This is a genomic window from Pseudobdellovibrionaceae bacterium (genome assembly GCA_015163855.1).
In the GTDB taxonomy this organism is placed as follows: Bacteria; Bdellovibrionota; Bdellovibrionia; order Bdellovibrionales; family UBA1609; genus JAAOIH01.
Map to the genome: position 1 here is coordinate 15,166 of JAAOIK010000010.1, position 16,063 is coordinate 31,228.

Sequence of the window (16,063 nt, forward strand, 5' to 3'; positions counted from 1 at the left end):
TATAAAACTAGTGGTCGGGTCCCATACAATAGGGAGTTTGTGAATCCCCCAGGTTCGAAAGAAAGCAAGGGTAGTAAAAATTCTATGTGCTATGGGTAGCTCGATCGCTTATTTTGCAATAAAAAAATAATGAAAAAGGTATAAGTGGCTTATGAAGTGATTGCGCGTAAATGGCGCCCCCTTAATTTTGATCAACTGTTAGGCCAAGAACATATTAGCCAAACTTTAAAAAATGCCATTACCAACAAAAGGCTTTCTCATGCTTTTTTATTTACTGGTCCGCGAGGAACAGGCAAAACCTCTGCCTCTCGCATTTTAGCAAAAACTTTACGCTGCGAAAACAATAGCAAACTGTCTAAAGCAGAACCTTGTAACGCTTGCGACCAATGCTTAAAAATTACTGCTGGGCAATCTTTAGATGTTTTAGAAATAGATGGCGCCTCTAACAATGGTGTAGATGCTATTAGAGAAATAAGAGAAACCATAAAGTATATGCCCTCTTCAGGAACCTATAAGCTCTACATTATAGACGAAGTACATATGCTTTCTAATAGTGCGTTTAACGCTTTATTAAAAACTTTAGAAGAACCTCCCCCCCATGTTATTTTTATTTTAGCCACCACAGAAGTGCAAAAAATTCCCGACACTGTGCTGTCTCGCTGCCAAAGATTTGATTTTCGACGCATTTCTATTTCTGTTATTAGCCAACACTTAGAAAACATTTGTAAGCAAGAAAACATAACTCCCGATAAACAAAGTTTATTTTTAATTGCAAAACATGGCGAAGGTTCTATGAGAGATAGCCAAAGTTTATTAGACCAAGTAATAACCTTTAGCGGAAAAACCTTGTCCTTAGAAAAAAGTATTCAAATTTTAGGGCTCACCCCAAGAGAGTTGCTAAATCTTAGCTTAGAAGTGTTTGTAACCGCCGAGGTAGAAAAATCGAAAAGTCTTATTGAAAATTTATCTCAATCTAGCGTAGACCCTAAAGTGTTTTTAGGAGAGCTTATAGAAGAAATTAGACACTTGCTTTTAATAAAAACCTGCCCCAGCAATGTAGAAAATCTTATTCCCTTAAGCGTAAATGACCAAGAGCACTTAAGTGGCGTTGCAAAAAAATTGTCTCATAAACAAATATATTTTCTTTTTAAAGAGGCGTTAAACGCTTACGAAGACTGCTCTAAAATGCCTGACCCCTTTATGATTTTAGAGTTTTTTTTATTAAAGCTGCCTTATCAAATTCATAATTTAGAAAACTTTTCAACAACAGTAGGCGCAACACAAACAAAATCTTTTGCTGCCCTAAATACAGCAGGGCCTAAAGCCTCTGCTGTAAAAAATAGCACGCAAACTCTTGATAAAAATAAAAACGCAACCATGGCTTCGGCCCCAACTAACTCTTTTAGCGAACAGCCCGATTTTGCTTATTATTGGACTTCGTTAGTTAAAAAAATTGCCAGCATTAACCCTCCCCTTAGCAGCAAGCTATCGCATACTTTTTTACAAACCGTAGAAAATAAAATTATTAAAATTGGAGTTCCAAAAAGCCATGAATTTTTACTAGAAGAATTTTCTGATAAAAACTTTACGAAAAAATTAAAAAATTATATTAAAACCTTTTGGAATCGCGACTATGATTTAGAGTTTTTTTTAAGCTATGCCACAGAACATCAAAAAAGCCTTAGTGGCCAAATACAGCAACAAGAGGAAGCCGAAACCACAGAGTTACAAAATAAAGTTGACCAAAATGATTTAGTTCAACAAATTAAAAAAGAGCTTGGGATTAATGTTAAAAGCATAAAAAAAATAAAAAATTAAACTAAGGATAAAAAATGAAAGGTTCTAAAAATATGGCCGGTGGCATGCAACAAATGCTTAAGCAAGCCAATCAAATGCAAAGTCGCATGAAAAAAATTCAAGAAGAATTAAAACAAAAAACCTATTCTGCTAAGGCCGGGGGCGATGCCGTTTGCGTTAGTGTTTCGGGCGAATATTTATTATCTAAAATTAGCATTCAAGACGAGCTATTTAAAGATGCCGACAGCGAAACGCTACAAGATTTAATTATTATTGCCAGCAACGAGGCTATTAAAGCTGCAAAAAAAGATTCGGAAACACAAATGAACCAAGTTACTGGCGGAGCTATGCCTGGTTTGTTTTAATATTTATGCAACACATTCCTTCGCTACAAAACCTTATTAACGAACTTTGTAAACTTCCTGGCATTGGTGTTAAAACTGCACAAAGGCTGGCTTACTTTATTTTAAAAAATTCTTCTAAAAATATTCCTCCTCTAATACAGTCTTTACAAAATATTAAAGCCAATGTTCGTTTATGTTCAAAGTGCTTTGATTTTACAGAGCAAGAAACAATTTGCTACACTTGCTCCAGCCCAAAGCGCAACCCCCAAAGCCTTTGCGTTGTTGAAGACCCCTCTGGTATTCAAAAAATAGAATCCGCTGGTGTTTACAATGGAAGGTATCATGTTTTACACGGCAGCCTTTCTCCTTTAGACGGCATTGGGGTAGATGATTTAAAAATTGCAGAACTTTTTAAAAGGATAGAGCAATCATTAACCACCCAACTACCTATTACAGAAATTATCTTTGCCTTAGACCCTGACCTTGAAGGAGATACCAGTATTTTATATATCTCTAAACAACTTCGCAATTACCCTAATGTTAAAATTACTCAGCTTGCCCATGGAGTCCCTGTGGGAGGGGATATTGAATACATTAGCTATCGAACCTTAGCCAAGGCCTTAGAAAACCGAATAGATATTTCTTAAAATCTACCTTAAAGAATAGATTTAGTACCAAAGCCTTGCTTTTTAAAAACAAAGTACGCTTTAATAAAATATGTCTTTTATTAATTATGTTGCTAATGAAATTACTTGCAAAATTGTATACTGCGGGCCTTCTTGTGCAGGTAAAACTACCAACTTACAATGGATATACCATAACTTACAAAGCCAACAATCTAACGAGGTAATACAATTACCTTTTGACATAGAACGCACTTTATTTTTCGATTTTCTTCCCCTGGCTTTAGGCAAAGTTCAAGGGATTAATGTAAAGTTTCATTTATATAGCGTGCCTGGCGAATTGTATTTAAAACAAAATAGAAAAATTATTTTAAATGGAGTAGATGGAATTGTGTTTGTTGCTGATTGCTTGCCCGAACAAAAAAATAATAATATGGATTCTTTAAAAGATATTCAAGGCATTCTTTCAAGCCTTGGTTACAACATTAAAAACATGCCCTTTGTATTTCAATATAACAAAACAGACAGCCCTAATGCTTTAGATATTAACGAAATGCGGTTAAGCCTTAACCGCAACCAAAATAAAGATTTTTTAGCCAAAGCTATAAAGGGAGAGGGAGTTTTAAATACTTTTAAAGGCATTTCTCAACTTATACTGGCGCAAATTCAATCCAAAAGTTAAATACTGCGCAAGCATTTGTAAGCTAGCTGAACCTCTGTCCCTCTGGGTAATTCTGGAGTAAATTTAAGTGTTTTTCCATGACGCGTAACCTTCCCACTATAAGGTTTATACCTATTGGTCTTTGATGCCAAAGACACCTCTATTTTAGAATCGACAGGGACGCAATACAAAGGCAATTGTTCGCGGTAAGTTTTTAGGGAACGGGCAATCAGCCCCAGTCCTATTGGTGAATAGTACTGAGAAGCACAAATATCGCTCATTATTCCAGGCGACAGACCCGTGCCTTTTTTTAACTTTTCTGTTGGTTCTACTAACTTTGCATAGGTGTTAGCAGGGTGTGCGCAAGGAGCTCTGTAACAATTTTTGTCTTTAATAATTTCTTTTAAACTACATTCTTTTACGGGTTCTCTGAGAGAATTTTTGCGGTAATATTTTCCACACAAGGCATTTTGTTCCTCTAAACATTTAGCGCCTTTACTGTCGTCTGGCATTACCACAATAGCATTTACACTAAACGCTTTATTAGGGCTTACCTGTAAACCAACTTTAGACACTAAAGTTTCTGGCAAATTATATTCCTTTAAATTTTTTCCTCTAGAGTTTTCATCTTCGTCAGAAATAATAATAATCGAAAAGAATGAATGGTCTCTAAAAAAATAATTATAGCCTTTGTCTAAAAAAGAATTTACCGCTTTAATACCACTTTCTTTTCCCGAAGGACATTTTGCAGGATTAAAACCGCTGCTCTCACAGTCTAGAGTTTCTTGTCGCTGAATAGTCTCTTGAAACAAAGCCCCCGCATTTTCAGCATAATAAGGGTTAGAAGCGTCGTTACTAATAATATTATTTTTATTTCCAAAGGTTAATAATTTTCCTGCGTTGCGAGTAACATCTGTGGTGATTATACCAATTTGATACGAAATACTTTCTCTGCCTAAGCTCTCTAAGTCTGCTAAAAATCGAGTAAAATTCTTGGCCATATTTCTTTGCTCTGCCGACATAGAGCCCGAATTATCTACAACAAATAATAAATCTACTCTACCTAAAATTGTTGTGGGATAAGAAAACTTTTGATATCCGTCATCAGTGTGCTTACAGGCAGGCGAACCATGAGCCCTACGCAATTGAGAACAAACAGGCCCCACGCCTTCTTCAAAGTTAACCTCACTGCAACCAACATATACACCAAAAGAAAAGCCCATTAATACTAGCGCTTTAAAAAACTGTCCCCACATAATTGACCCATGGTTTAAATATTTTTTTAACTAAATACTTTCTCTTTCATGTAATTAATCGGTCAATTAATGAATTAAATAAAAAAATAAAAAAACCTAGACTAAATGCTAGAGGGTTTTTGCAACCACTGATTGTAAGTTAGTTTAAGAAAGAAGAAGTGGTGGCTCGAGGCGGACTTGAACCGCCGACACAAGGATTTTCAGTCCTCTGCTCTACCAACTGAGCTATCAAGCCACAACAAGAACCTAATTTACTAGCTCTGTCTATTAAGGGCAAGCAAATTTCCTAAAAAATTAACTGGCTACTAAGTAAAAAAATAGGCTTTTTAAAAGCGCTAACCTAAGGCTTGGCTAATATCGGCCAACAAATCCTCTTTGTTTTCAATACCTATACTTAAACGAATAAGCGTATCATCAATACCCAAAGATGCTCTTTGCTCTTTGGGCACCGAAGCATGAGTCATAATACCTGGGTGTTGCGCTAAAGACTCTACCCCTCCCAAACTTTCTGCTAAAAAAAAGAGTTTTAAATTTTCTAAAAATTTACAAGCATCCTTAACGCCTCCTTTTATATAAAAAGAAACAACGCCGCCAAACCCGCTCATTTGTTTGCAGGCTAACTGGTGTTGTGGGTGATTTTTTAATCCTGGATAAATAACTTTAGCCACTCTTTCGTGCTTTTCTAAAAAATTAGCCACACACAAAGCGTTTTCTTGGTGCTTTTCCATGCGCACTGCTAAAGTTTTTAAACTTCTTAGGGCTAAATAAGAATCAAAAGTGCTTGCTATAGCCCCTATAGAATTACTTAAAAAAGCGATTTGTTCTGACAAAGCTTTATCTTTAACTACAATAGCTCCTCCAATAATATCACTGTGCCCATTAATAAACTTAGTAACAGAGTGTACAACAATGTCGGCCCCCAAACTTAAAGGTTGCTGAAAATAAGGGCTCATAAAAGTATTGTCTACGGATAATAAAATATTTTTTTTATGAGCATGGTCGGCAATTTTTTGTATATCAAAAATTTTTAATGTTGGGTTAGTGGGCGTTTCTAACCAAATCATTTTTGTATTGTCTTTAATAAAAGAGGTCCAGTCCTCTTTTGACAAATCTACAAAAGAAAACTCTAAACCTAATTTTTTAAATACTTTGTCAAATAATCGAAAAGTACCGCCATACATATCATCGCCTGCAATAATATGATCCCCTGGTTTTAATAAATGCAAAACCAAACTTGTTGCAGCCGAACCAGAGGCCAGCGCAAAACCAGCGCAACCCCCCTCAAGACTAGCTAAACAATCTTCATAAGCCTTTCGAGTGGGATTAGAGGTTCTGCTGTATTCATAACCCGTATGTTTTCCTGGAGATTTTTGCACAAAAGTAGAACTCATATACACAGGAGTCATAACCGCCCCTGTTTCTTTGTCTGGTTCTTGCCCAGCATGAATAGCACGAGTAGAAAAGCCGAGTTTGTTTTTAGTGTTTTTCATATTTCCCCTTTGTTGTTACTGCTTAATGATATAAAAAATTATTCTAATATTACATAAGATATATGCCAAGGATTAACAATAATAAATAGTACGAAAAGTAATACAATTTATCTTTAACTAAAATAGACTGCAAAGCCTTTAATACAACAAGCCCCACAAGAAACGATACCATAAAGCCTACAAACATTTTAAACATAGAAACCGAAGTGTAAGACACCGTAGAAAACTCTAACAAAGACGCTCCTAAAATTACTGGCACCATTAAAGCAAAACTAAAAAATCCGGCCGTCAAAGGTGGCAAGCCCAACAGCCTGCCTGTAGCAATAGTTAATCCCGACCGACTTAACCCCGGAAAAACAGATATGCCCTGCACGCAACCAATAAAAAAAGCTGCTTTTATACTTAAGTGATCTAAGCTAGATAGTAATAATTTTGAATTATGTTTTAAAGAAAAGTCCCCCTCGACACTTCCTTCGCCTTGCCCAAAGCGTTTTCTTCCCCAATAACTAAATAATAAAACCACAGCAGTTATAAAAAAGAATACAGCAATTAATGGCAAATTAAAAACCATTGCCTGTACTGTGTTTTTTAATAACAAACCTATAACCCCTGTGGGAAAACAAGCTACTATAATGCACAACATAAATTTTTTATACTTACCAAGATTTTTTAAAAACAAAAATAACACTTTTCTATAAAAAACCAAAACAGAAAGCACTGTGCCTAAATGCAAAACCAACCCTATTCCTAGCGCTTCTGAGGGGTTAAAGGAAAAAAAATTTTCTAACAAGGATAGATGCCCCGAACTAGATACAGGAAAAAATTCTGTTACCCCTTGCAATATTGCTAAAATAACTATGCTCCACATTCTTTAAAGCTACCTAAGGTTAGCTGTAAAAGCAAAGTCTTACCTTTTAAAAAAACTACTTTGCAAAATTAGCGGCGCTTTAGAGGGTACAAAAAAAGTGGCTTGCCCCTTATCTTGACCAGAAACCCACTGCATATGGTGCCAGCCTACCCGTAAGGATAAAGAAATAACAGGAGTGTACCCCACAAACACCTCGTCAATAAACACCTTTTTCCAACTGTCTGTAAAAATAGACAAGCTAGAGTAAGCTTGTGCAAACTTTAATGGCTTATTAATTGGAGAGGAGTAAGGCATAAACATTAAAAAATTGGCGATAAAAAATAAATACAAAGATGATTTTAATAGGCTTTGTAACAGCGAAACTTTTATAATCTGCAGTGACTTTGGTAACCATAGGTTTAGTTTAAAAATAATCTTTCTAAGCCTCTCGTTTTTATCAGCCCCTGGAAATAAGTGAAAGTTTTCTATTTTTTTAGTTTTTTCTTGATGCTTTTGGCTTTGTAAAAAGGAATATGCAATTTTTTTACACAAACTTTTTACTTCTTCGTCAGAATAAAACCACTCCTGCAAGGCATTTTTTTTCTCTAAAAAAGCAGAGCTTCTTTCTTTTGGATTAGCACTTGTTAAGATATTAAAAAACTCTAAATCCTGTTTTTTTAATTCTATGCCCGAGCTTTGTAATAAAAGCTGTCTTAAGATACCTAAACTATATAAATCACTTTCATAGCAGGGTTGCTTTTCGTAAAATAGCTCTGGCGCACAAAATTTTGGGCTCGTGTACAAAACTTCTAAGCTTTCTCCCTGCACTCCAAAATCAATAAGCTTTAAACTCCCCTGCAAAGTAAATAAAATATTGCGTGGGTTTATATCTCCATGAGCAACTCCAAATTTTTGTAAATCGCTTAAGCCCCAATATAATTGTGTGCAAATACAGTTTATTTCTAAAATGGACAAAGAACCTTGATCTAATAAATTTTGTAAAGACACCCCTTCAATATATTCTAACACTAAGGCCGGCCGTCCTAATATCCACTCCCAGCCCAAAATACGAACACAATAGTTAGAAAAAATTTTGGATAAGCTTTCAAATTCCCTTTTCCAAATATCTGCTAAAACCTTAGATTTTAAAATTTTTAAAGCCATAACCTGAGATAAATTATGACTCTCATCGGCTTTTACGACCTTATAAACTTCGCTATGCAAGCCTTCTCCTATTTTAGCACAAACATTATAGGAAAAAGACTGAGGCTGAAATTTTTTAGGCATAAGCCTTAATATTCAATAATTTAACCAAAAGACGGAAAAAACTATAAAAAAAAGCTTATTTCTGCTTTCTGTAACTTATTGTTTTTAATGAGTATTTTACCTTTTTAGCGCAATCCTTAGGTAAGCTTTTTAAGTCTAGCCCTAACAATTCCTTTTCTTTTTTTATTACAGTTACATTTTTTGCACACAACTGGCTTAATAAAGATAATCTAGCCTTTTTGGCCTTTAAATTAACAGGAAAATACCTAGCCCATTGCACCTCTAACTTCCAACAATGGAGGGGGATGTGTTGCAATTGTACCTCTCTTTTACACAAAGCCAACAATCGCTTATTTTGTTTTTTTAAAAAAATATTTTTAGCATATTCTTTTTTGGTTTTTACGCCCAACAAAAACGAATGTTTGCTTTCCAACACCCCTTGCTCTTGTAGCAAAAGTAATAACAATAGCTTTTCCACCTAAATCTCCTTTTGTGATAATTTTACGACAATTGGTTTAAAAAATTTTGCAATAATGGCCCAAAAAGTAGTAATAAAAAAGCGGGTAATTGAAAAAACAACAAAGGAACTAACATAATATAGGGTAATTTAGATAATTGGCGGTGCGCCTGTCGCCAAGCTTCTTCAAATAATTCTTTTTCTAAAGCTTTTAAAGGGGCATACACGCTTCTTCCCTGTAAGCCAAAATGCAATAGCTCGAAGAAACTACTTTTTAAATAGGAACTTTTTTTCTTTATTAATGCGTCTAAGCTAGCGCCCGACTCCCAATGTTGCAAAAATTCTCGCAATTCTAGCGCAAAAGCATCTGAATTTTCAAAAACCCACGTATTTAAACTTAATTTTAAGTAAACCCCTTGTTTTAGGCTTAAAGTAATATAAGAAGTGCAGGATAATATACTAGGTAGCTTCATAAATGCCTTATTTTAAAATTTCCACTTCCATTTTTTTCCATAAATTAAAACTAACAAAATTCCTGTAAAAAATAGTGCCACCGAAGATAAAATTAAAATTAAATGCTCAAAAAAATGGTAATTAAAAATGGTATAAAGCAATAAACTTATAAATAACAACGCCATAATAATCGTTTGAGCATAAACCTGATAGGTAACATCCATATACTTTTTCTTTAAATTATTAGTAAATTTTAACGATTCTTGATAATGTTTTAAGGTTTCTAAGGCTCGGTGCGGGCTTTTTTCTGCAAATTGAAGCTCTTTAATAAAATCTAAAATATACTTTGGATAACTAGCCCTAGAAGGCTGGTGCATTAAGATAATATATTGTAAAAGATGCTCTAATTGACCCCTAACATAGCCCTCAAACCGATTTGTAGCATAAATAACACCAGCTCTAAACGATTCTCCCAACTGTATTTTTAAAATCAAAATGTCTAAAAAAGATAGTAATATAATGTAAAATTGCTTTCTTTTATAAATAGAAAATAGTTTCTCTATTAAGATAATTAATAAGCTGAAGCCATAAATCCACAAATACCAAAATATCATTTGGCTAAAAAAACCCATAAAAACAATGCAACCGCCTATATATAAGGACACAAGGCCCGTTAAAAAAGAATTAGAAAAGTAGGATTTGTTTTTTAATGCTGTTAAAGTCCGAAATAAAACCCAATATCCGAAGTATAAATGCAATCCATAAATGCTAAAGGAAAAAAAGTTCATATTTTTATAAAACTGCAAAAATATATCCAACTACACTAAAGTTTATTTTTTTATTGACGATTAGTGTTATAGGTTTCAGAATAAAAAATAAGCCAGCACGAATGCAATTTAAAAAAAACTCCTGGGAGGATGTTATGGCAGTAAAAAAGAAAACAACTAAAAGAAAAGTTGTAAGAAAAAAAGCAACTAAAAGAAAAGTTGCTAAAAAGAAAGTAACTAAAAGAAAGGTTGCTAAAAAGAAAGTAACTAAAAGAAAAAAAGTTACTAAAAGAAAAAAAGTTACTAAAAAGAAGAAAGTAACTAAAAGAAAGAAGAAAGTAACTAAAAGAAAAAAAGTTGCTAAAAAGAAGAAAGTTACTAAGAAAAAGAAGAAAGTAACTAAAAGAAAAGTTGCTAAAAAGAAGAAAGTAACTAAGAAAAAGAAGAAAGTAACTAAAAGAAAAAAAGTTGCTAAAAAGAAGAAAGTTACTAAAAGAAAAAAAGTTACTAAAAAGCGTACTACTCGTAAAAAAAGATAAATATATTTTTTTAACGAAACAAACACGCTGGCAATTTTTAAATCAAAGGACTGTAAATTTACAGTCCTTTTTTTTTGTTTACAGTGACTATTTTTAAGGTACTATAATAATAATGAATGTAACTAGCTTTGATGCCACTACCGTTATTTCATGGATTGCAATAGTAATTCTTTCTTGTAGCTATTGGTTTCAAATATGGAAAATCCACATACATAAAGAAGTAAGAGATTTATCCATGGTGTATCACATATTACTGGCCGTGGGGTTTGGGGTACTAACTTATACTGCTTGGAAAGAAGACTCTACCATATTTTTAGTAAAGCAAATTGCAACCACTATCCCTGTACTTGTTATTATTGGACAAATTTTAGTTCACAAAAAAGATCACTGGCATGATGATAGTGATGAGTTTTGCGTTCAATGCTCTAGCGAAATTGAACAAGATTGGAAATTTTGCCCCTACTGTGGACATGCAGGTACCTCGGCTTAATAAGAATAAAAGCCTTTTCCTGACTTTCTTCCTAACCAACCCGCCTCCACATACTTTACTAATAAGGGACAAGGAGTATATTTTCCTCCCCCTAAACCTGTGTCTAAAACTTCCATAATCGCCAAGCAGGTATCTAACCCAATAAAATCGGCTAAAGCCAACGGCCCCATGGGTTGATTCGTTCCTAATTTCATTCCTAAATCAATATCTTCCACGCTAGCCACCCCTTCGTGAAGGACAAAAACGGCTTCGTTAATCATTGGCATTAAAATGCGATTGATAATAAACCCTGGCATGTCTTTGCTTGATTTTACAAAAACTTTTTCTAAGCTTTCTGCTAGTTGCTTTACTTTTAAAAAAGTGTCTTGAGAGGTTTGCAAGGCTTTAATGCCCTCTACCAACTTCATAATGGGAACGGGGTTCATAAAATGCATACCCATAACTTTGTCTGGTCTATTGGTATGCCCTGCAATTTTAGTAATAGAAATAGAAGAAGTGTTAGAGCATAAAATGGCTTCTGGTTTACAAATAGCATCTAGCTCTTTAAAAATTTTTAATTTTAAAGCAATGTTTTCGCTAACGGCTTCGATAACAAAATCGCTATTTTTTGCTGATTTTAAATCTTGCGCACAAGTGATTAAAGACAAAATATTTTCTTTCTCTTTTAAAGAAATTTTTTCTTTTTTAATTAACCGGTCACAGCTAGTGGAAATACTATTTACTGCTGTCTCTAAAATTTTAGAACTTTGGTCTATTAAAGTAACGCTGTGATTTTTTTGTGCTAAAACTTGAGCAATGCCCGAGCCCATTTGCCCAGCGCCAATAATAGAAATATTCATAACGACCCTTTTCTACTAGTTAGTGCATCTTGAAAATAAATCTTCATAAGGTATTATAAAATCTCCTAATGGCTTATAAAGCCCATTTTTAGTTTCAAAATTTATAATCCCGCCTAGCCCCCTTCCATTATTCCAGTTCCCAGACTGTCCGCTGATAATAATCGTACCAAAGTTATCTTGCAAATAGGCTGCAAAGCGCCTAACACAGCCATTATTATCTAGTTCTACATAAGGCCTACCGTACTTTCTTAGAGTGCTGCCCGGATTATAGTGCCTAAAAGTAGGGGCAAATACGCCTCTTTCGGTAGTTTGAAACTGGTCCTCGAATGCAATTTGAAGGGACCCTCCTGTAATATTACGACCAGAGTAACTTAGGCTTCCCTTAAAAAATATATCCGTAAGATTATTACCCGGATTTCTTGGACCTGCTGGCCATAAAAAATCTATCGCAGAAGATCGTGAATAACTAACCCTGCCAGGAAAGGAAGATAAATCTACAGAAGATCGTTTTCCACGCTCGCCAAAAGAACCTCCACCAGAACCACCTCCACAAGATAATTGTGTCATTGCAATAATAGTTAAAAATATATATTTTATCATAAGTGTCTCCTTTAAATTATAAAACTATATTAAGGAGAAAGCTCGTTAAAAGCAAAACTTTTTTCTTCCCATAAGACAAAAGAAGTTCTAAACTAAAAAAGCATGGCAAAAAAATTAAAACACCAAGAAGCAGCTATCGATGGAGATGCTTTGTTTCAAGACCTTCCCCTTGCTGTGGGCTTGTATGATGCCATGTTAAGCCTTAGAACTAGCGAAGACATTTCGCCCTCACAATTTCAAGACTACTCCAAATACAGAGAAGCCAGCATAGAAGAGCCCACAGAAGTTTGGCGCTCTATGAGTGGCGAACAAGACATTTTAGTTAGCTTTATTAAAGATTACTCCCTAGACAGTGTGGAGAAAAAATTTTGGTATATCGCGGTAACCTTAGAAGACTCGCAAGCTCAATCACACACTTTGTTGCTTTCTTTTCCCACTCGAGACCAAAATCTAGTACAGCGATACCAAAATGGTGAGCAAATTAATGTGGAAGAAATAGAACGAGAAGACAGTCATTAACAACAAAACTCTGTTGTTAAACTATTAATATTTTTTTGTTAAAGTTAGTAATTCGTCTGCTAAAAAGCTGACTTGCGATTGCGCCGTTTTTAACTGAACCAAAGAGTTTTGCAATGTAAAAAGTAATTCGTCCACAGAGCAGGCATGAAGGTTAATGGGCTTGGATGCAAAGTCTAAACTTGGCTTGCGCGCTGAAGAAATGCTTAAAAATTTTTCTTCTTCAGAAAAATTTAAAACCCTTTCTTGTGATACTACTAACGACAACTTAGACACTATAACTCCTAGCAAGCCTAGCTTAGTATTAATTATAAGATTATAAAACTTAAATAATCTTACAATTTATATATCAAGTTTTGTGCCAAAAAAGTGTCTCTTATTTGTACTCACAGTCTAAAGAGGCCTTATCTATACTAGACAGTTGGCGTCTTTGTGGCTGGGCGCCATAGGGTAAAACGGGGTTCATCACGCTTTCAGGGTCTTCTTTTATGTGTTTTAAGCCCACAACATGTAATAACTCGTGAATATATAAAGACTTTAAATCCACACCCGATGGTTTAGCCACTTTTAAAAAAAAGTCATAAGCCGAGGCATTAATTATAACATCTGCCTCTATAATCGATGCCCCTCTCCAGCGAGTACGAGTTATAGCTTGTTTACTATGAAATTGTTTAGGCCATGTAGTGCTAATCCAATAAATACCAGACTTTCCATCTTGTTCTATGGTTGCACTATTTCCCCAGGCTTTTTGCCATTTTAAAGAGGGCGTAACTCCCATTACTATATTAAAAAATATTTTATTGTGCTGTTTATGAATAGCGTCTACTGCCTCGGTTACAGCCTTTCGCTGCAGTTCATTAGTCCCGTCATCCATAAACAAGTTTATAGGCAAGTTATTCCATGCCACTCGCTGCCCTTTGTATTGAGAAAAGTTACAACCTTCTTCGGGGGACAAAAATATTCCCTCTAAACAAGAGCTTAAAAAGAAGCTGCATACTAATAGTATTAAAGGTGTTTTCATACTAACCAGGTCATCGGCTACAATTAAAAAAATAGACACTAGCCTTAGTCATGTTTTTTTGAAATTTCTGTATAACAATTATACACCTGCCTGTTGTTAAAATATTTTACATAGTTCTTTGTATTGTTTTGAAACTAAAGCTTAAGAGAGAGGCCTAAATGTCGATAGCTTTCATAGGAACAATAAGGAAACAGTATATGAAAGCACAAACATTCAGCCTAGAAAATAAAAGTACGCTACTCAGTTTTATTAATAAGGCGTCAGGCTTACAAATAAAGAAAAGTACTAACGATTATATTATAATAGAGCAGTTAGAGGACAAAAGCTTTTTAAAAATTTTTTTCCATCACATTGACTATATTTCTTTTTCTAAAGATGCACGAAAAGAAAGTTATATCCAATTAAACTTTATTAACAATACTAAATGTATATTAACTAGTGATTTAATTGGCTTCTCTCCAGTAAAAAGTTTATTACTAAATAAAAACTCCTTGCCAGAAGTGGTGTCGAGCATAGATTTATTAAACATCCTTGAAGCCTTCGAAGCTAGTCTTCGCAATTCTGGAAACTCGGAAGACTTTTTGTTTTTAAACCAAGTTTATAATGCGGTATTAAATGGCGGAAAAAAAGTAGGTATGGAGTGGAATTTTCACACACCTCACTTACATAGCTTGGGCCTTAGCTCGCAAACGCTAAACTAGTTAATACTATTATGGGCCTGTTTAATTTTTAGCCGCATCTGTTCGGCTTGGTCCAAAATTTGGCTTACATTTACATTTAAAATATTGTTTTTAAATTTAATAACCTTTGCTCCACACATTACAAAATCCACCTCTAAGCCAGAGGCAGAATACACTAGGTGACTAATTAAATCTTCTAAAGGTCTTAGGTGAGGATAGTTAATATCTAAAGCAATAATGTCTGCAAACTTACCAGGCTCTAAACTTCCTAAATTATTTTCTTGCCCAATGGCTTGGGCCGCGCCATAGGTCATCATATTTAGTAAGGCCTCTGAGCTTACACTTAAATTTTCTACATCTTGCAATTTGTGTAACTTAGCTGCAGTGTCCACCTCTCCCCACAGATTTAAGTTATTATTACTAGCTGCACCGTCAGTACCTAACCCCACAGCAATATTGGCTTCTAATAATTGTGCCAATGGCGCTCTTCCCGACCCCAACTTCATATTTGATTCGGGGTTATGCGATACTGCTGTTTTTGTATTTTTTAAAATTTGAATATCTTTTTCAGACAAATGCACACAGTGAACAAATACCGCGTTTTTTCCAGTTAGACCTAAGTGATCTAGTCTCTCCACAGGAGTCTGTCCGTATTTTTTTTTAGACTCTGCAACTTCTTGCTCGGTTTCCGACACATGAATAAACACAGGCGTATTATGTAACTTAGAATAACCCGACACCTCTTCTAATAAATCATCACCACAAGTGTAGGGTGCATGAGGAGCTAAACAAACAGTAATGCGGTTGTTGTTTTTATATATGTTTTGTAAACTCTCCACTCTTTCTACCCAACCTTCTCTTCCATCATTAATGGCTTCTCCTAAAAAAGCGCGCAAACCCATTTTGTCAAAAACTTTTGCCGCTTCGCTTTGATGAAAGTACATATCGCAAGCGGTGGTTGTTCCATTTTGAATTAATTCTAACAAAGCCAACTCTACTCCAAGGTTTACAAAGGGAGGGTCGACCATTTTTTCTTCTAAAGGTAAAATATTTTTAAACAACCAATCTTGAAAAGAAAGATCGTTAGCTAAGCCTCTAAATAAAGACATAGCTAAATGCGTATGGGTGTTAATTAAGCCTGGCATTACCACATGGTGGTTTAAATAAATAACACTTTTTTCTAAAAAATCTTTTTTGCTTTTAATAGTTTCAAATTCTTTTAAAGAATAAATGGCTTTAATTTTTTCTTGAGCCACTTCAATAACTTTATCTCGTTCGATAAAAGCTTTACCCTGCTTCATAGATAAAAACCTAGAGCAGACTAAATACTTTACTAAAGAAAAATCTTTTTCCTTTGAATGAACAACTGAATGAACAACGCTAGACATAAAGCTTCCCCATACAACTATTAAAGTCG

20 protein-coding genes, 1 tRNA gene and 1 other RNA gene are annotated in these 16,063 nt (G+C 34.7%); 9 read left to right on the plus strand and 13 right to left on the minus strand.

Annotated elements, in window-relative coordinates; genetic code table 11:
* The first annotated feature begins 12 nt into the window (after positions 1–12).
* From ffs to HAW63_01390, 5 genes are all read left to right on the plus strand, one after another.
* An RNA gene (gene ffs, locus HAW63_01370) (signal recognition particle sRNA small type) lies at positions 13–109 on the plus strand.
* A 35-nt stretch (positions 110–144) separates the two neighbouring features.
* Complete coding sequence (gene dnaX, locus HAW63_01375; protein ID MBE8162623.1) at positions 145–1,818, plus strand: DNA polymerase III subunit gamma/tau; 1,674 nt, start codon at positions 145–147, stop codon at positions 1,816–1,818.
* Between the two features lie 32 nt (positions 1,819–1,850).
* Positions 1,851–2,162 (plus strand): YbaB/EbfC family nucleoid-associated protein, encoded by a 312-nt coding sequence (locus HAW63_01380; protein MBE8162624.1) that lies wholly within the window; start codon positions 1,851–1,853, stop codon positions 2,160–2,162.
* Positions 2,163–2,167: 5 nt separating this feature from the next.
* Positions 2,168–2,788: a recombination protein RecR gene (gene recR, locus HAW63_01385; GenBank protein ID MBE8162625.1), complete on the plus strand. Its 621-nt coding sequence runs from the start codon at positions 2,168–2,170 to the stop codon at positions 2,786–2,788.
* 70 nt (positions 2,789–2,858) lie between these two features.
* The gene (locus HAW63_01390) at positions 2,859–3,446 is read left to right on the plus strand and encodes a gliding-motility protein MglA (GenBank protein MBE8162626.1); all 588 of its coding nucleotides are present in this window, start codon (positions 2,859–2,861) and stop codon (positions 3,444–3,446) included.
* On the opposite strand, the gene HAW63_01395 is transcribed toward HAW63_01390, so the two are convergent.
* The 8 genes from HAW63_01395 to HAW63_01430 all read right to left on the minus strand — a co-directional run bounded on the left by HAW63_01395 (position 3,443) and on the right by HAW63_01430 (position 9,808).
* Positions 3,443–4,681 carry a VWA domain-containing protein gene (locus HAW63_01395; GenBank protein ID MBE8162627.1) on the minus strand — a complete coding sequence of 413 codons (1,239 nt, stop codon included), beginning with the start codon at positions 4,679–4,681 and terminating at the stop codon, positions 3,443–3,445. The two genes, HAW63_01390 and HAW63_01395, sit on opposite strands and share 4 nt — an antisense overlap.
* Before the next feature lie 159 nt (positions 4,682–4,840).
* Positions 4,841–4,916, minus strand: a tRNA-Phe gene (locus HAW63_01400).
* A 100-nt stretch (positions 4,917–5,016) separates the two neighbouring features.
* Positions 5,017–6,171: a cystathionine gamma-synthase gene (locus HAW63_01405; protein ID MBE8162628.1), complete on the minus strand. Its 1,155-nt coding sequence runs from the start codon at positions 6,169–6,171 to the stop codon at positions 5,017–5,019.
* A gap of 49 nt (positions 6,172–6,220) precedes the next feature.
* Positions 6,221–7,039, minus strand: a complete 819-nt coding sequence (locus HAW63_01410) for an undecaprenyl-diphosphate phosphatase (GenBank protein MBE8162629.1) — start codon at positions 7,037–7,039, stop codon at positions 6,221–6,223.
* Between the two features lie 39 nt (positions 7,040–7,078).
* Positions 7,079–8,305, minus strand: coding sequence for a protein kinase (locus HAW63_01415; GenBank protein MBE8162630.1), 1,227 nt, complete (start codon positions 8,303–8,305; stop codon positions 7,079–7,081).
* A 55-nt stretch (positions 8,306–8,360) separates the two neighbouring features.
* Positions 8,361–8,762: a hypothetical protein gene (locus HAW63_01420; protein MBE8162631.1), complete on the minus strand. Its 402-nt coding sequence runs from the start codon at positions 8,760–8,762 to the stop codon at positions 8,361–8,363.
* 23 nt (positions 8,763–8,785) lie between these two features.
* Positions 8,786–9,214 carry a hypothetical protein gene (locus HAW63_01425; protein MBE8162632.1) on the minus strand — a complete coding sequence of 143 codons (429 nt, stop codon included), beginning with the start codon at positions 9,212–9,214 and terminating at the stop codon, positions 8,786–8,788.
* Between the two features lie 12 nt (positions 9,215–9,226).
* A complete protein-coding gene (locus HAW63_01430) occupies positions 9,227–9,808 on the minus strand; it encodes a hypothetical protein (protein MBE8162633.1) in 582 nt (193 codons plus the stop codon).
* A gap of 308 nt (positions 9,809–10,116) precedes the next feature.
* Here HAW63_01430 and HAW63_01435 point away from each other — a divergent pair, with 308 nt between their 5' ends.
* Together HAW63_01435 and HAW63_01440 are read left to right on the plus strand one after the other, a co-directional pair.
* The gene (locus tag HAW63_01435; protein MBE8162634.1) at positions 10,117–10,500 is read left to right on the plus strand and encodes a histidine biosynthesis protein HisIE; all 384 of its coding nucleotides are present in this window, start codon (positions 10,117–10,119) and stop codon (positions 10,498–10,500) included.
* Positions 10,501–10,612: 112 nt separating this feature from the next.
* Positions 10,613–10,990, plus strand: a complete 378-nt coding sequence (locus HAW63_01440) for a zinc-ribbon domain-containing protein (GenBank protein MBE8162635.1) — start codon at positions 10,613–10,615, stop codon at positions 10,988–10,990.
* Here the strand turns inward: HAW63_01440 and HAW63_01445 are convergent.
* Both HAW63_01445 and HAW63_01450 read right to left on the minus strand, forming a co-directional pair.
* Entirely contained in the window at positions 10,987–11,829 is an 843-nt protein-coding gene (locus HAW63_01445; GenBank protein ID MBE8162636.1) for an NAD-binding protein, read from the minus strand. The two genes, HAW63_01440 and HAW63_01445, sit on opposite strands and share 4 nt — an antisense overlap.
* A 15-nt stretch (positions 11,830–11,844) precedes the next feature.
* The gene (locus tag HAW63_01450; protein MBE8162637.1) at positions 11,845–12,429 is read right to left on the minus strand and encodes a hypothetical protein; all 585 of its coding nucleotides are present in this window, start codon (positions 12,427–12,429) and stop codon (positions 11,845–11,847) included.
* A 102-nt stretch (positions 12,430–12,531) separates the two neighbouring features.
* On the opposite strand from HAW63_01450, the gene HAW63_01455 reads away from it, so the two are divergent.
* The gene (locus tag HAW63_01455; protein ID MBE8162638.1) at positions 12,532–12,948 is read left to right on the plus strand and encodes a hypothetical protein; all 417 of its coding nucleotides are present in this window, start codon (positions 12,532–12,534) and stop codon (positions 12,946–12,948) included.
* Between the two features lie 24 nt (positions 12,949–12,972).
* Here the strand turns inward: HAW63_01455 and HAW63_01460 are convergent, their stop codons facing one another.
* Both HAW63_01460 and HAW63_01465 read right to left on the minus strand, forming a co-directional pair.
* Complete coding sequence (locus tag HAW63_01460) at positions 12,973–13,221, minus strand: hypothetical protein (protein ID MBE8162639.1); 249 nt, start codon at positions 13,219–13,221, stop codon at positions 12,973–12,975.
* A 100-nt stretch (positions 13,222–13,321) separates the two neighbouring features.
* Positions 13,322–13,966, minus strand: coding sequence for a matrixin family metalloprotease (locus tag HAW63_01465; protein MBE8162640.1), 645 nt, complete (start codon positions 13,964–13,966; stop codon positions 13,322–13,324).
* Positions 13,967–14,163: 197 nt separating this feature from the next.
* On the opposite strand from HAW63_01465, the gene HAW63_01470 reads away from it, so the two are divergent.
* Positions 14,164–14,667 carry a hypothetical protein gene (locus HAW63_01470; protein ID MBE8162641.1) on the plus strand — a complete coding sequence of 168 codons (504 nt, stop codon included), beginning with the start codon at positions 14,164–14,166 and terminating at the stop codon, positions 14,665–14,667.
* Here HAW63_01470 and HAW63_01475 read toward each other — a convergent pair.
* The gene (locus HAW63_01475) at positions 14,664–16,034 is read right to left on the minus strand and encodes an amidohydrolase (protein MBE8162642.1); all 1,371 of its coding nucleotides are present in this window, start codon (positions 16,032–16,034) and stop codon (positions 14,664–14,666) included. The two genes, HAW63_01470 and HAW63_01475, sit on opposite strands and share 4 nt — an antisense overlap.
* Positions 16,035–16,063: the final 29 nt, after the last annotated feature.

Bases quoted from the DNA above. Each gene is read 5' to 3' on its own strand.
- HAW63_01380 (MBE8162624.1), top strand. From the start codon at position 1,851: ATGGCCGGTGGCATGCAACAAATGCTTAAGCAAGCCAATCAAATGCAA.
- recR (MBE8162625.1), top strand. From the start codon at position 2,168: ATGCAACACATTCCTTCGCTACAAAACCTTATTAACGAACTTTGTAAA.
- HAW63_01390 (MBE8162626.1), top strand. From the start codon at position 2,859: ATGTCTTTTATTAATTATGTTGCTAATGAAATTACTTGCAAAATTGTA.
- HAW63_01395 (MBE8162627.1), bottom strand. From the start codon at position 4,681: ATGTGGGGACAGTTTTTTAAAGCGCTAGTATTAATGGGCTTTTCTTTT.
- HAW63_01405 (MBE8162628.1), bottom strand. From the start codon at position 6,171: ATGAAAAACACTAAAAACAAACTCGGCTTTTCTACTCGTGCTATTCAT.
- HAW63_01410 (MBE8162629.1), bottom strand. From the start codon at position 7,039: ATGTGGAGCATAGTTATTTTAGCAATATTGCAAGGGGTAACAGAATTT.
- HAW63_01415 (MBE8162630.1), bottom strand. From the start codon at position 8,305: ATGCCTAAAAAATTTCAGCCTCAGTCTTTTTCCTATAATGTTTGTGCT.
- HAW63_01425 (MBE8162632.1), bottom strand. From the start codon at position 9,214: ATGAAGCTACCTAGTATATTATCCTGCACTTCTTATATTACTTTAAGC.
- HAW63_01430 (MBE8162633.1), bottom strand. From the start codon at position 9,808: ATGATATTTTGGTATTTGTGGATTTATGGCTTCAGCTTATTAATTATC.
- HAW63_01435 (MBE8162634.1), top strand. From the start codon at position 10,117: ATGGCAGTAAAAAAGAAAACAACTAAAAGAAAAGTTGTAAGAAAAAAA.
- HAW63_01440 (MBE8162635.1), top strand. From the start codon at position 10,613: ATGAATGTAACTAGCTTTGATGCCACTACCGTTATTTCATGGATTGCA.
- HAW63_01445 (MBE8162636.1), bottom strand. From the start codon at position 11,829: ATGAATATTTCTATTATTGGCGCTGGGCAAATGGGCTCGGGCATTGCT.
- HAW63_01450 (MBE8162637.1), bottom strand. From the start codon at position 12,429: ATGATAAAATATATATTTTTAACTATTATTGCAATGACACAATTATCT.
- HAW63_01455 (MBE8162638.1), top strand. From the start codon at position 12,532: ATGGCAAAAAAATTAAAACACCAAGAAGCAGCTATCGATGGAGATGCT.
- HAW63_01465 (MBE8162640.1), bottom strand. From the start codon at position 13,966: ATGAAAACACCTTTAATACTATTAGTATGCAGCTTCTTTTTAAGCTCT.
- HAW63_01470 (MBE8162641.1), top strand. From the start codon at position 14,164: ATGAAAGCACAAACATTCAGCCTAGAAAATAAAAGTACGCTACTCAGT.
- HAW63_01475 (MBE8162642.1), bottom strand. From the start codon at position 16,034: ATGTCTAGCGTTGTTCATTCAGTTGTTCATTCAAAGGAAAAAGATTTT.